Below are 13,930 nucleotides of genomic sequence, written 5' to 3' on the forward strand. Positions count from 1 at the left end.
GGCGGGTCGCCATAAGGGAGATGGGTGTCACCGCCTATGTGCGGGCTTCGCACGCTCGGCGAGCATGGGAGGCGTACCCGCGTCTGCTCCCGGCCGTCGCCGCCCTCGGCGCCGGCCTCCCGCGCGTCCGCCTTCCAGGAAGGAGCCCGCCATGTCCCCCGACACCACCCGGCCCGGCCGTATGACCGCCGACGAGGCCCGTCTGCGCCTCGAGCGCGAACGCGACACCCGACTCGCCGAACTCCAGGCCGCCGCGAAGGGCGGCTGGGCGGCGGACGACCACGTCCTGGTCGTGCAGAAGGAGACCGTCAAGCGGGTGCTCGAGGAGATCGAGGCCGCGTTCAGGCGCCTCGAGGAGGGCAGTTACGGAGTGTGCCCCGGCTGCGGCGCGGTCATACCGGTCGAGCGCCTGGAGATCCTCCCATACGCGCGCTGCTGCGTGCCCTGCGGACGCCGCGCCGCATGACCTCGCCCGGCCGGAGAAGGTGAACGAGGTGAACAACCGGGCCGAGGAGCGAGCCTCGCACCTGAGCGCCGGGGACCTCGCCGCACTCCGCGCGAGCCTGCACGAGCAACGCCTCTTCCGGAGGGAGCAGTTGCGGCAGGTCACCGCCGCCGTGCCGACCGCCGCACAGCATCCGCCAGACGACCGGGCTGCGGCCCGGGAAGAGGTCCGCGCCAGCTCGCGGACGCCAATGACTGGGAGCTCGACGACGTGCAGGTCGCCGACTGGAAGGCGGTGAAGGTCGCGGGCGGCCTCGTCACCGGTCAGGTGACCGACGACAACACCAGCGTGGGGATCGTGGGTGCCGATGTCACGGCCGCCTCCGGGCAGCGAGCCATGCGGCCACCCCCGCCGACCGCAGCCGTCCCGACGGCGGTCCCGACGAAGGGGGACCTCACCCGTACGTCGGGCTGCCCCGCGTAGGCGCTCAGGTCGACGGTGTTCTTCGTCGGGCCGCTGAGTCGATCGCCGAGGGATACGCCTCCCAGGCGGTCGTCCAGGTGCGCTCCTGGTCCGTGGAGACGTCCACGGACGCCTGCTGGGACCAGGAGCTACGTCGCAGGATGGCGACCTCACCATCCGGGGCCCCACTCCGGCAGAGGTGCCGTGAGCGGCACCAAGCAACCTCAGCCTTCGGGCACTTCGGGTGCAGGTGGTCGGCGAGGCGCGGCAAGGAGACGTTCGATGCCCAGGTCGAGGGCGGCCTCCAGGTGGGTGAGCGAGCCCGTCGACATCAGGATCGAGACGCCGCCCTGGATGCCCGCGAGCAGGGCGGCGGCGGCGCGGTCGGCGTCCAGTTCCGGCGAGATCTCCCGTTGCTCCTGCATGGCTCGGATGCCGCTGGTGATCTGGGCCTGCCAGGTGGCGAGAAGTTCCTGGGTGACGGCCTGGGCGCCGGGCGTCGCGGGGCTCAGCCGCGAGACGAGCGAGCCGAGCGGGCACTGCTGCCCCTGCCGCCGGTAGCGGTCGACGACCGCGTCCCGCCAGGCGTACCAGGCCTGCCAGGAAGTGAGCGCGCCGAGGTGCGGTTGCTGGTCGGAGAGGACCCGGTCGGCTTCGTGCCGGGCGACGGCGAGCAGCAGTTCCTCCTTGCCGCCTGGGAAGTAGTGGAACAGCTGGCTCTTGCTGGTGGACGTACGGGCGCGGATGTCGTCGAGGGTGGCCTCCATCGCGCCGCGCTCGCGGATCTCCTGCGCGGCTCCTTCGACGATGCGCTGCCGGGTGGCGGCGCCCTTGGCCGTGAGTCGTGGTGCCATGTGCCCATGGTGGCATCTTTGGACTTGCTGGTCCATTTTTTGGGTGGCACCTTGGCCGTTCCCAGCCGGTTTCACGGAGAAAGGCGCGGAACATGACCCAGCGACTCACCGGGCGTACGGCCCTGGTCACCGGATCCACCACCGGCCTCGGCGCGGCCATCGCGGCGGCCCTGGCAGCAGAGGGCGCGTTCGTCGTCGTCAGCGGACGAGACGAGACGCGCGGTGCCGACGTGGTGGCACGTATCGGGAAGGACGGCGGCTCCGCCGCGTTCGTCGGCGCCGACCTGTCGGGCGGTGCCGACGCGATCGGGCGCTTCGCCACCGACGCACTCGCGGCGGCGGGCGGACGCATCGACGTTCTCGTCAACAACGCGGCCCTCCTGCTCGCGCCCGCCCCCACCGCCCAGGTCCCGCAGGAGACCTTCGACCAGGCGCTGGCGGTGAGCGTACGGTCGGTGTTCCTGCTCACCGGCCTCCTGGCGCCGCCCATGGCGGAGCGCGGCCACGGCGCCGTGATCAACCTGGGCTCGATCAACGGCATGCGGGGCATGGCCCATTCGGCGCTCTACAGCATGACCAAGGCGGCCGTGCACTCACTGACCGCGTCCTGGGCGGCGGAGTACGGGCCGCACGGGGTCCGGGTGAACACCGTGGCCCCCGGCCCCACCCTCACCGACAAGGTGGCGGCGATGGCCGAGCACCTGACCCCGGTCATCTCGCGCATACCCGCGCGCCGCGCCGGCGCCCCGGCCGAGGTCGCCGCGGCCGTCGTGTTCCTGGCGAGCGACGAGGCGTCGCACATCCACGGCGCCACGCTCACCGTCGACGGCGGCTACACCGCGGTGTAGCCGCCGGCGCCCGGACGCCGGCCGATGTGTGGCAGCGGGCGCCGGTTGTCACAATGGGGGGCATGACCGGCGCCGGTCGCTATGGTGAGCGCTTTTTCCGCCCGGGGGACGCGGGCGAGGACGACCGCGTCGACCTTGCCGCCGCCGTGTACGACGACGTCACCCTCACGCGACTGCGGCAGCTCGGGGCCGGTCCCGGCTGGCGCTGCCTGGACGTCGGCGCGGGCACGGGCACGGTGGCGCGCGGACTGCTCCGCGAGGCCGGGGTGCGCGAAGTGCTCGCCGTCGACCGGGACGTGCGTTTCCTGTCGTCGCGTCCGACCCCCGGGCTGACCATACGTCAGTCGGATGTCACCGCAGGGGACTTCGAGCCGGAGCGGTTCGACCTCGTGCACTCCCGCTTCGTGCTGATGCACCTGCCGTCGCCGGAGCGGATGATCGCCTCGCTCAGCCGCCTGCTCGCCCCCGGTGGCGTCCTCGTGATCGGCGACGCCGTGGACCTGACGACCGCCGACGCCCCCGACACGCCGTACACGCTGGCCATGCGGGCGATGTGGCGGGGGTTGCGCGACACCATCGGCACCGACGTCTCCCGGACACCCCGCTACCCCGGGCTGCTCAAGGAGGCCGGGCTCCGCTCGGTGGCGGCGGAGATCCATGTGCCACCACTGCTGCCGGGCAGTGCGATCAGCCGCTTCTGGGCGCGGACGTGGGACCGGGCGCGGCCGGCCATGACCGCCACCGGCCTCGTCGACGACGCCCTCATCGACGAGGCCGTGCGCTACCTGGACTCCCCGGACTGCGCCGACCTGTCCCCCGGCATGCTCATGGCCTGGGGCCGGTCCCCGCACCAGGGCATCAGCTGACCGACGGCGCACGCGACGACACGGCCTACGGTCGCATGCCGAAGAGGAAGCGGGTCGCCCGCGTGCGGCGGACCAGTAGCTCGTACGCGGTGAGGGTGAGGATGAGGGCGATCACCACGAGCACGGCGTACTCGACCACGATGGGCGCGGACCAGCCGACCACGAAGTACGCGACGGCGACCACGATCGGCTGGTGCAGCACGTACAACGGCAGCACGGCTGCGGCGAGATAGCCGTAGACGAGCCGCCGCGTCGTCGGGGCCGGGTTCGGCTCCGCCCGCGGTTGCTCAAGGCGCCGGCGGTCGAGGAGTCCCGGGATGGCGATCACCAGGCACCACCCGGCCGCACCGAACAGCGCCCGTGAGGTGGTGGCCAGGGCGGTCATCTCCGTGAAGGGCTCGTCGGCCAGGGCGAAGCTGGGGCCGGCCGCCGCGAACAGCAGGGCGCCGAGCCAGGCCGCGGTCCCGGCGTCGCGCCGCATCGCGGTGCGGAAGCGGTCGTCGCCGGCCAGCGCGAAGCCGGCGACGAAGAAAAGCAGGTACGACCAGCGGTGCCAGCCCGCGTACTGCTCCTCCAGCTGCGCGAGGGCACAGATCGCCGCGAAGGCGAAGGCCGGGAGGAAGACCAGGCCCCGCCGGTGCAGGGTCGCTTCCGCCACCCGGTCGCCGATGCGGCGGACGCGCTCGTGCGGCAGCCACCCGTGGAACGGCACCAGTATGAGGGAGAACGCCAAGAGGAGCACGACGAACCAGAGATGGCCGGTCTCGAAGTGCTCGCCCTGGACGACGAAGGGAAACTCCTCGGGCTCCAGGTGCACGTCGTAGAAGCGGGGCAGGAAGCCGAGGTACGACTCGTGGTAGCCGGCGTCGGCCGAGCGCAGCCGCAGCCACTGCGGCAGCGGGTTCAGCGCGAGGGTCGCGAAGACCAGTGGAACGCCGAGCCGCAGCAGCCGCTCCCTGGCGAAGCCGCCCGCACCGCGGCGCTGAAGCGAGTGCCGGGCACCGAGGCCGGAGATGAGGAACAGCAGCGGCATGGCCCACACGACCCCGAACCCGGCGATGATCATGATGGCTTCGGTGGTCTCGGAGTTCTTGACGTAGAAGTCGTCGTCGGCAGCGAACACGAGCGCCGAGTGGAAGAAGACCAGCCCGACCACGACCAGCATCCGGATCGCGTCCAGCTCCGGCCGCCGATCCGGTAGCGGTGCCTGCGCCCGTTCCGCGCGCTTCGCCATGTGCGTCCCCCCGTCGCCTGTACGTCACCAGTGTTGGAAAGGCGGCCGCCGCACGCCACCCCCGCGACGGACTCCGCTCACTCCGGAGATCGACTTCTGCTACACGCCCTGAGGGCCTCACCTGTCCGGCCCACCTGACGTGCGGACCCTCTCCGGGGCGACCATGCTGGACGGTGCAGTCGGAGGGCTCCGCTACTCCCCGCTGGGGCCCTCATCGCCATGAGTCGGGCCCCTGCCGCAAAGGCGCGGCGGGGGCCTGCTGCGTGTGACGTGCCCGGAGCGGGCCCCGGTCAGGGACGGAACGGGTTGCCCGGGTCGGCGTGCACGGCCGCGGTGTCGGGGTTCGCGCAGCTCGCCGAGGTGTCATGGGCGTCGTCCGGGGTGACCGGGCGCAGGCGGAGCCGCTCGGTGCGCAGGACCGTGTCGGGAAACACATCCGGTTCCGTCGCTCGCTCCGTCCGCCGTGGGCGGGGGGTTTGACAGACGGTAGCAGCAGGCCGCGGCGCACCGCACCCGCGTATGGACGGTGACGCGACGTCACGGACCGTGCCTCGAGTGGTGACGGCGAGGCAGCTCGACATTGCGGACTTATCCCAATATTTGGCATATAAAGCTCCGCAATCGAAAGTGACCCCTTGACACTGCGCCCCCTGAGGTTCAGGGTTCCTCACATCGCTCGTTTAAACCGGTTCAAACGCGAGGTGAAGCCATCCCTTCGCGCGGGTTGCCCCGGTATGCGAGTGCAAGAACGTGCTGCCTCCGGCGCCAAAGGTGCCGCCGGACGGCGTGCCCCGCGGGGCACGCCGGTCGACGGAACCTGCGGCTGCGGATGCAGCCCCCTTCCGCCGCCGTACACGGAGAGTTCGCATGGCACGACGCCCCACGATCGCCGATGTCGCCCAGCTGGCGGGTGTGTCCCGGGCGACGGTCTCCTTCGTCCTCAACGACCGCCCCGGCGTGGCCGCCGCGACCCAGCAACGGGTGCGCGCGGCGGCCGAGAAGCTCGGCTGGACGCCGAGCCGCAGCGCTCGCGCGCTGTCGACCGGAAGGGCCCGGGCCGTCGGTCTCGTCCTGACCCGCGAGCCCGACCTGATCGGCACCGACCCCTTCTTCCCTGCTTTCATGGCGGGCATCGAGTCGGTCATCTCCGAGTCCGGCGACGGCCTGATGCTCCACGTGACGAGCCCGCGCAACGAAATGGACACCTACCGCCGCCTGGTGGACGACCAGCGCGTGGACGGGGTGTTCCTCACCGACCTGCGGGTGGACGACCCGCGCCCGGCGCTCCTGCGGGAACTGGGACTGCCAGGCGTGGCCGTGGGCGCCGACGACAGCGTCGAGGGCATCGCCACGGTCAACCTGGACGACCGTCCGGTGGTCGCGGGCGCCGTACATCACCTCGTGGAGCTCGGCCACCGCCACATCGCCTACGTCGCCGGCCCCGAGGAATACCTGCACGCCCAACGGCGCCTCGGCGCCTGGCGTGACGCGCTCGCGGAGGCGGGGCTGCCCCAGGGCCCGGTGCTGCCGGGCGGCTTCACCGCCGAGGGCGGCGCGCTGGCGACGCAGGCGCTGATCACGAGGGGCGACCGGCCCACGGCCATCGTGTACGCCAACGACCTCTCCGCCACCGCGGGCATGGCCGTGGCGCAGGAGGCGGGACTCCGGCTGCCCGCCGATCTGTCGGTGGTCGGCTTCGACGACGTGCCCCTGGCCTCCTGGACCCGGCCCTCGCTCACCACCTGCCGTGCCGACGCCGCCAGCTGGGGCCGGGCCGCCACACGCGTCCTGATCGAGACGATCGAGCAGGGCACCACCGCCCATGTGGAACTGGACCCGGCCTCGCTCATGGTGCGCGGCTCCACGGGCCCGGCCCCCACCGCGACCCGCTACTCCTGACCACCACCCCGAACGCGCGCTTCTCGCGCCCTCGACGTTCTCCGCTTCCCGGAGGGCCGTCACCGAGGCAGGACGACGCCTCACGACGGCCTCTTCCCACCTTTTGAGCACACGGAGCCACCGCAATGAAGAAAACCCTCCTGACCGTTCTTTCCGCCGTCGCCCTGACCGTGCCGCTCGCGGCGTGCGGCAGCGGCGGGTCGGACTCCGCCTCCGGCGACGACGCCCGCGGCCCCATCACGGTCTGGTACTCGAACAACGCCCAGGAGGTCGCCTGGGGCAAGAGCATGGTCGCGTCCTGGAACGCCGCCCACCCCGACGAGAAGGTGAAGGCGCAGGAGATCCCCGCGGGCAAGAGCTCCGAGGAGGTCATAGGCGCCGCCATCACGGCCGGCAACGCCCCCTGCCTGATCCTCAACACCGCCCCCGCGGCCGTGCCCGGCTTCCAGAAGCAGGGCGGCCTGGTGGCCCTGGACGACTTCCCCGGTGCGCAGAAGTACCTGCAGGAGCGGACGGGCGAGCGGCTCTCCCAGTACGCGTCCCCTGGCGGCAAGTACTACCAGATGCCCTGGAAGAGCAACCCCGTCATGATCTTCTACAACAAGGACCTGTTCAAGAAGGCCGGGCTCGACCCCGAGCGCCCGAAACTCGCGACGTACGAGGACTTCCTCGCCACCTCGCGCGCCCTGGTCAAGAGCGGGGTGCACGCCGCCATCTGGCCCGCGCCCACCTCCGAGTTCTACCAGTCCTGGTTCGACTTCTACCCGCTCTTCGCCGCCCAGACCGGCAAGCAGCTCGTCGAGGACGGCAAGGCCCAGTTCGCCTCGCCCGACGGGATCAAGGCCGCCGAGTTCTGGAAGACGATGTACGCGAACCGCCTGGCCCCCAACGAGCAGTACAACGGCGATGCCTTCGCCGACGGCAAGTCCGCCATGGCGATCGTCGGCCCGTGGGCCGTCTCCGTCTACGGCGACAAGGTCAAGTGGGGTGCCGTGCCGGTGCCGACAGCGACCGGCGCCGAGGCGAAGGGCACCTTCAGCGACGAGAAGTCCATCGGCATGTTCACCGCGTGCAAGAACAAGGGAACGGCCTGGGACGTACTGAAGTTCGCCACCAGCAAGGAGCAGGACGGCAAGCTGCTGGAGGCCACCGGCCAGATGCCGATGCGCCAGGACCTGCCGGCCGCGTACCCCGGCTACTTCGCCTCGCACCCGGACTACAAGACCTTCGCCGAGCAGGCCGACCGCACCGTCGAGGCCCCGAACGTGCCGAATTCCGTCGAGATCTGGCAGACGTTCCGCGACGCCTACACCAAATCCGTGATCTTCGGGAAGGGCGATGTGGCGAGCGCCTTCCGCGAGGCGGCGGGCAAGGTCGACGGCCTGGCGAAGCAGTGAGTCGGGCCGATGTCCTCCACACACCATGACGCCCTTCGCGCCGGGCCGGCCCGGGGCGGGGCCCGCCCCCGGGCCGGCCGCGAGCCACGGCCGCGCCGGCTGCGCTTCGCGGGCCGGCAGCCGATCGGGCTCGCCTTCGTCTCCCCGTACCTGATCTACCTGGCGGCCATCTTCCTGTACCCGCTCGGCTTCGCGGTGTGGATCTCCTTCCACGACTACTTCTTCGCCGCGCCGGGCGCCCAGGTGGACCGCCCCTTCGTGGGGCTGGCCAACTACACCTCCGTCCTCACCGATCCGGACGTGTGGCGGTCCTTCGGCAACATCGCCGTCTTCCTCGTCATCAATGTGCCGCTGACGGTGGCGGCGTCCCTCGTGCTCGCCACCGCCCTGAACTCCAAGCTGCGCGGGCGGACGTTCTTCCGCACCGCCTACTACGTCCCGTACATCACGGCGAGCGTTGCGGTCGTCGGCGTGTGGCTGTTCCTGTTCAACTCCAACGGCCTGGTCAACAAGGCCCTCGGACCGCTCGCCCCCGACCCGTCGTGGCTGGTCAACTCGCACCTGGCGATGCCGACCATCGCGGTGTTCGTCGCCTGGAAGCAGCTCGGCTTCTTCATCGTGCTCTACCTGTCGGCGCTTCAGAACGTGCCCGGCGAGCTCTACGAGTCGGCCGCGCTCGACGGCGCGGGCAAGGTGCGGATGTTCTGGTCGATCACCGTTCCGGCGGTGCGCACCGCCACCCTGCTCGTGCTGGTCCTGGCGACGGTGACCGGGGCGAACCTGTTCACCGAGCCCTATCTGCTGACCAGCGGCGGCGGACCGGACGGCGCCACCACCTCACCGGTGCTGCTGATGTACCAGCGCGGCCTGCAGCAGGGCCACCCGGACGAGGCCGCGGCGATCGGCGTGATCCTGGTCGTGCTCATCACCACGATCTCCCTCGTCTACCGCCGCGTGCTGGAGAGGGACTGACATGGCTGACGCACACGCCTCCTCGCCCATGCGCCGCGCCGCGCACCACCGTCCGCACGCGCACTCTCGGGCCCGCCGGATCCTGTCGCGGCTGGCACTGCTCGCCGGCGCCTTCGCCTTCCTCTTCCCCTTCTACTACATGCTCATCGGCTCGCTGCAGCGCGAACCCGACAGCAGCCCGGCCGGCGCCTTTCCGCGACCGGGGAACCTCTCTCTGCACAACTACGCGGAGATCAACTCGGCCATCTCGCTCGGCCGTTCCCTGATCAACTCCGGCATCTTCACCGGCGGTGTCATCGTCTGCACCACGGTCTTCGGACTGCTGGCGGGGTACGCCCTGGCGCGGCTCCACTTCCGCGGCAAGGGCTCCACCTTCGCCCTGGTGCTGCTGGTGCAGGTCATCCCGTTCCAGCTGCTGATGATCCCGCTGTACGTGCTGATCGTGCGCGACTACGGACTGGCCGACTCCTACATCGGGATCATCCTTCCGTTCGCCATCAACACCAGCGCGGTCTTCATCTTCCGGCAGTTCTTCCTGCAGCTGCCGCAGGCGATGTTCGAGGCCGCGCGCATCGACGGCGCGAACGAGCTGCAGATCCTCTTCCGGATCGCCATCCCGTTGTGCAAGCCGGCACTCGCCTCCGTGGTGCTGCTGAGCTTCACCGGCCCCTGGAACGAGTTCCTGTGGCCGTTCCTGGTGACCAAGGAGCACGACATGCAGCCGCTGGCCGTGTCCCTGGCCAACTACATCAGCACCGTCTCCTCCTCCGCCGCCAACCCGTTCGGCGCCATCCTCGCAGGCGCCTGTGTGCTGGCCGCGCCCGCGGTGGCCCTGTACCTCGTGTTCCAGAGCCGCTTCACCTCCACCGACATCGATTCCGCCACGAAGGGCTGAACCTCCCGTGAACGACCGCACCACCGGCTCCGCCAGCTCCACCCGTACGACCGGCTCCACCAGCTCCGTGCCCTACCGCCTGACCCGCGTCGGCGTCGTGATGTCCCCGCTGGCCGGCGAGGCCGACGAGGCCGAGGGCGTACTCAACCCCGCCTCGGGCCGTACCCCGGACGGCACCCTTCACCTGCTGCCCCGCCTCGTCGCGGAGGGCAACGTCTCCCGAGTGGGCCTCGCCGAGGTCGTGATCGAGGACGGCGTGCCCACCGGCGTCGAGCGCCGCGGCGTCGTCCTCGCCCCCGACGCCGGCTGGGAGCGCGGCAAGAACAACGCCGGTGTGGAGGACCCGCGCACGACGTGGATCGAGGCCCTCGGGCTGCACGTCATGTCGTACGTCGCCTACGGCCCGCTCGGCCCCAAGCCGGCGCTGGCCGTCTCCAAGGACCTGGTCACCTGGGAGCGCCTGGGACCGGTCCAGTTCGCCTACCAGGCCGACCTCGACACCGACCTCAACCTCTTCCCGAACAAGGACGTGGTGCACTTCCCGGAGCCCGTCCCGGGCCCGGACGGCGAGCCCTGCTTCGCCATGCTGCACCGCCCGATGTGGGACCTGGGCTGGTTCCGCCCCGGCGAGGGCGTGCACCTGCCGGCCGGCGTGACCGACGAGCGCCCCGGCATATGGATCTCCTACGTCCCCGTCGCCGAGGTCGAGCAGGACCTGAGCGCCCTCGTCCGGCCCCGGAACCACCGCCTGGTGGCGCTGTCCGAGCACCCCTGGGAGGAGCTCAAGATCGGCGCGGGCCCGGCCCCGATCCGCGTCGAGGAGGGCTGGCTGCTCATCCACCACGGTGTGTCCGGCTCGATCGACGACCCCTTCGCCCAGCAGCAGAAGGTCAGCTACGCGGCGGGCGCGATGATCCTGGACCCGCAGGACCCCGCCCGGATCCTGGCCCGCACCGACGAGCCGCTGATGGAGCCGGAGACGGAGGAGGAGCGTTCCGGCACCGTGCCCAACGTCGTCTTCCCGACCGCGATCGAGGAGATCGACGGCGTCCGCTACGTCTTCTACGGCATGGCCGACGCGCACATCGGCGTCGCCCGCCTGGACCGTGCCGAGTGACGCCGCTCGGACTCGGCCTGGCCGGCTGCGGGGCGTTCGGCGCCTACCTGCTGGACGCCGTGGCCGACCTGCCCGGCATACGCGTCGTGGCGTGCGCCGACCCCGACGGTGACCGTGCCGCCGCCCTCGCGCGGCGGCACGGCGCCGCCGTCGCCGCCGACGCGGCCGAGCTGGCCGGCCTGCCCGGGGTGGATGTCGTGGCGATCGCCACTCCCCCGGCCACGCACGCGGAACTCGCCGTCGGCGCCCTGCGCGCCGGCAGGCATGTCTTCTGCGAGAAGCCGCTGGCCGTGACGCTGGAGGACGCCCTGCGGGTGGAGGCGGAGGCCGAACGCTCCCCCGGGGTGCTCGTCGTCGACCACGTCCTGCGCTACAACCCCGTCCTGCGGATGCTCCAGCGGCTGCACGAGGAGGAGTTGCTGGACCCACTCGTGCGCTTCGCCTTCGAGAACGACGCCGCCGACGAGGATCTGGGCCCCGGCCACTGGTTCTGGGACCCCGCCCGCAGCGGGGGCATCCACGTCGAGCACGGCGTGCACTTCTTCGACGCCGCCCGCGCCCTGATGGGCAGCGAGCCCGTCGAGGTGCACGGCACGGCCGTCCACCGTGACGGCGGCCCGGTCGACATCGTCGTGGCCACCGCCGTCCACCCCGGCGGCGCCGTCGCCACCCACACCCACTCCTTCACCCACGCCCACCGCGCCGAACGGCAGCTGATGCGCCTGGACTACGGCTTCGCCGAGGCCAGGGTCACCGGCTGGATCCCCACCCATGCGACGGTCACGGCCTGGACGGACGAGCAGGGCGCCCGCCGCTGGGAGGAACTGCCGGCGCGCGCCGAAGGACTGCTGGCCGTACCGGGGCTGCGGCCGCACGGAGGGGAGCGGATCACCGTCACGGTGGAACGGGAAGCGGGCCCGGCGGCCCCGGCCCGCGGACGCGGTGTCGAACGCGCCGTCCCGCACCGGGTGACCTGCGTGGTCGACCTGGGCGGTGAGGCGCGCAAGCAGCACGTGTACGCCGAGAGCGTGCGCGCCGCCTTCACCGACCTGCTGCGCTGCGCGACCGAGGGCGGCACCCCGGTGGCCGACGCGCGGTCCGGGCGGACCGCGGTCGCGGTGGCCGAGGCCGCCACCCGTTCCGCGGAGACCGGCCGGACCCTGCCCGTCCCCACCGGGCGGTCGGGAGCATGAGGAGCCCATCGTGAGCAGCACCACCGGTCCGGAGCGGGCCGCGCCCTGGTGGCGGGACGCCGTCTGCTACGAGATCCATCCGCGCGCGTTCGCCGACGGTGACGGGGACGGCGTCGGCGACCTCGCCGGCGCCGCCGCCCGCCTGGAGCATGTGGCCCGGCTGGGCGCGGACGCGGTGTGGATCACCCCGTTCTACCCGTCGCCGCTCGCGGACGGCGGCTACGACATCGCCGACCACACCGCCGTCGCCGCCGACCTCGGCACCGAAGCCGACTTCGACGCCTTCGTCGAGCGCGCCCACGGCCTGGGCCTGCGGGTCCTGATCGACCTCGTGCCCAACCACACCTCCGACGCCCACCCCTGGTTCCGGGAGGCCCTCGCGGCCGGCCCGGGCAGCGCGGCCAGGAACCGCTACCTCTTCCGCCCCGGACGCGGGACGGACGGGGAACTCCCACCGAACGACTGGGAGTCGGCCTTCGGCGGCCCGGCGTGGACCCGCGTCCCGGCGCCGGACGGCGGCTCCGGCGAGTGGTATCTGCATCTGCACGCGCCCGAGCAGCCGGACCTCGACTGGCGGAACCCGGAGGTCGTCGCGGACTTCGAGCGGATCCTGCGGCACTGGCTGGACCGCGGCGTCGACGGCTTCCGCATCGACGTGGCCCACACCCTCTTCAAGGCCCCCGGCCTCCCCGACGCCGGGCCCGGGCAGCACCGGGACATCCTGCGCAACCACCTGATGCCTTACCACGACCAGGAGGAGCTGCACCCGCTGTTCCGCTCCTGGCGCCGGCTCCTGGACACCCATCCGGCCCCGCCCGGCGCGGTCCCGCCGGGTCAGCGCGTGATGGTGGCCGAGGCCGCCGTCTTCGAGCCGTCCCGGCTGGCCCGGTACGTCAGCCCCGGCGAGATGCAGCAGGCCTTCAACTTCGCGTTCCTCGAGTCCCCTTGGGACGGCACGGAGATGCGCGCAGTCATCGAGCGGTCGGTCGCGTCGATGCGCGCCGTCGGAGCGCCCGTCACCTGGGTCCTGTCCAGCCACGACGCGGTCCGTCCGGTCACCCGGTACGGCGGCGGGTCGCGCGGCCGGCGCCGTGCCCGGGCCGCCGCGCTGCTCATGCTCGCGCTGCCCGGCGCCGCCTACGTCTACCAGGGCGAGGAACTGGGACTGCCGCAGGCCCACGTGCCGGACGACCGGCTGCGCGATCCGCTCTGGGAGCGTTCCGGCCACCGCGAGCGCGGGCGCGACGGCTGCCGGGTGCCGCTGCCCTGGGAGGGCGCGGCGGCGCCGTACGGATTCAGCACCGCCGTCCCGGAGGCGTGCTGGTTCCCGCAGCCCGGCGACTGGGCGGACCTCACCGTCAGCGCCCAGGAGGACGACCCCGCGTCCATGCTCGCCCTGTACCGCTCCGCGCTGCGGCTGCGGCTGCGGCACGAGACGCCCGTCCCGGCGGACACGACCCCGGTCGTGGAGGGACCCGCGGACGGCAGCTGGTTCGCCTTCGACCGCGCGCCCGGGCTGCGGTGCCTGACCGCCTTCGGTCCGGAGCCGGTGTCCCTCGCGGAAGGCGACGAGGTGCTGCTGGCCAGTGCCCCGCTCGACGGGCGCTCGGTGCCCGCGGACACCACCGTGTGGCTCCGCACCACGGGGAACGCGGCCGCGACCGCGTCCTGAGCCGCCGGTCCCACGGGGGCACGCGGGGACGTGCCCCGTGGGACCCCGGTGGGCGCGGCGCCCGCGCCCACCGGTC

General features: G+C 72.2%; 14 protein-coding genes. 11 read left to right on the plus strand and 3 right to left on the minus strand.

The features are described from left to right. Positions 1 to 151: 151 nt before the first annotated feature. Both ACRWND_RS17265 and ACRWND_RS17270 read left to right on the plus strand, forming a co-directional pair. A complete protein-coding gene (locus ACRWND_RS17265; protein ID WP_431950221.1) occupies positions 152 to 466 on the plus strand; it encodes a TraR/DksA C4-type zinc finger protein in 315 nt (104 codons plus the stop codon). Between the two features lie 249 nt (positions 467 to 715). Continuing rightward, a complete protein-coding gene (locus ACRWND_RS17270; RefSeq protein ID WP_431950222.1) occupies positions 716 to 928 on the plus strand; it encodes a hypothetical protein in 213 nt (70 codons plus the stop codon). A gap of 203 nt (positions 929 to 1,131) precedes the next feature. Here the strand turns inward: ACRWND_RS17270 and ACRWND_RS17275 are convergent, their stop codons facing one another. Next, positions 1,132 to 1,761, minus strand: coding sequence for a TetR/AcrR family transcriptional regulator (locus ACRWND_RS17275; RefSeq protein WP_431950224.1), 630 nt, complete (start codon positions 1,759 to 1,761; stop codon positions 1,132 to 1,134). A gap of 92 nt (positions 1,762 to 1,853) precedes the next feature. Between ACRWND_RS17275 and ACRWND_RS17280 the strand changes: the two genes are divergently transcribed. Together ACRWND_RS17280 and ACRWND_RS17285 are read left to right on the plus strand one after the other, a co-directional pair. Next, entirely contained in the window at positions 1,854 to 2,609 is a 756-nt protein-coding gene (locus tag ACRWND_RS17280; RefSeq protein ID WP_431950226.1) for an SDR family NAD(P)-dependent oxidoreductase, read from the plus strand. A 62-nt stretch (positions 2,610 to 2,671) separates the two neighbouring features. Continuing rightward, positions 2,672 to 3,475 carry a class I SAM-dependent methyltransferase gene (locus ACRWND_RS17285; protein WP_431950228.1) on the plus strand — a complete coding sequence of 268 codons (804 nt, stop codon included), beginning with the start codon at positions 2,672 to 2,674 and terminating at the stop codon, positions 3,473 to 3,475. 25 nt (positions 3,476 to 3,500) lie between these two features. Here ACRWND_RS17285 and ACRWND_RS17290 read toward each other — a convergent pair whose 3' ends face one another. Further along, positions 3,501 to 4,709, minus strand: a complete 1,209-nt coding sequence (locus tag ACRWND_RS17290; RefSeq protein ID WP_431950230.1) for an acyltransferase family protein — start codon at positions 4,707 to 4,709, stop codon at positions 3,501 to 3,503. 290 nt (positions 4,710 to 4,999) lie between these two features. After that, positions 5,000 to 5,143 carry a hypothetical protein gene (locus ACRWND_RS17295; RefSeq protein WP_431950232.1) on the minus strand — a complete coding sequence of 48 codons (144 nt, stop codon included), beginning with the start codon at positions 5,141 to 5,143 and terminating at the stop codon, positions 5,000 to 5,002. A gap of 433 nt (positions 5,144 to 5,576) precedes the next feature. Here ACRWND_RS17295 and ACRWND_RS17300 point away from each other — a divergent pair, with 433 nt between their 5' ends. The 7 genes from ACRWND_RS17300 (at position 5,577) to ACRWND_RS17330 (ending at position 13,854) form a co-directional block, all read left to right on the plus strand. Beyond that, a complete protein-coding gene (locus ACRWND_RS17300; protein WP_431950234.1) occupies positions 5,577 to 6,608 on the plus strand; it encodes a LacI family DNA-binding transcriptional regulator in 1,032 nt (343 codons plus the stop codon). 125 nt (positions 6,609 to 6,733) lie between these two features. Next, positions 6,734 to 8,005: an extracellular solute-binding protein gene (locus ACRWND_RS17305; protein ID WP_431950236.1), complete on the plus strand. Its 1,272-nt coding sequence runs from the start codon at positions 6,734 to 6,736 to the stop codon at positions 8,003 to 8,005. A gap of 9 nt (positions 8,006 to 8,014) precedes the next feature. Further along, on the plus strand, positions 8,015 to 8,977 hold the full coding sequence (locus tag ACRWND_RS17310; protein WP_431950238.1) for a carbohydrate ABC transporter permease: 963 nt from the start codon (positions 8,015 to 8,017) through the stop codon (positions 8,975 to 8,977). A 1-nt stretch (position 8,978) separates the two neighbouring features. Beyond that, positions 8,979 to 9,872: a carbohydrate ABC transporter permease gene (locus ACRWND_RS17315; RefSeq protein ID WP_431950240.1), complete on the plus strand. Its 894-nt coding sequence runs from the start codon at positions 8,979 to 8,981 to the stop codon at positions 9,870 to 9,872. Between the two features lie 100 nt (positions 9,873 to 9,972). Then, positions 9,973 to 10,989, plus strand: coding sequence for a glycoside hydrolase family 130 protein (locus ACRWND_RS17320; protein ID WP_431950280.1), 1,017 nt, complete (start codon positions 9,973 to 9,975; stop codon positions 10,987 to 10,989). Continuing rightward, on the plus strand, positions 10,986 to 12,182 hold the full coding sequence (locus ACRWND_RS17325; RefSeq protein WP_431950242.1) for a Gfo/Idh/MocA family protein: 1,197 nt from the start codon (positions 10,986 to 10,988) through the stop codon (positions 12,180 to 12,182). Before ACRWND_RS17320 ends, ACRWND_RS17325 begins: the two co-directional genes overlap by 4 nt. A 10-nt stretch (positions 12,183 to 12,192) precedes the next feature. Then, entirely contained in the window at positions 12,193 to 13,854 is a 1,662-nt protein-coding gene (locus tag ACRWND_RS17330; protein ID WP_431950244.1) for a glycoside hydrolase family 13 protein, read from the plus strand. Positions 13,855 to 13,930 lie beyond the last annotated feature (76 nt).

Source organism: Actinacidiphila sp. bgisy167 (genome assembly GCF_965342175.1).
Lineage (GTDB): Bacteria > Actinomycetota > Actinomycetes > Streptomycetales > Streptomycetaceae > Actinacidiphila.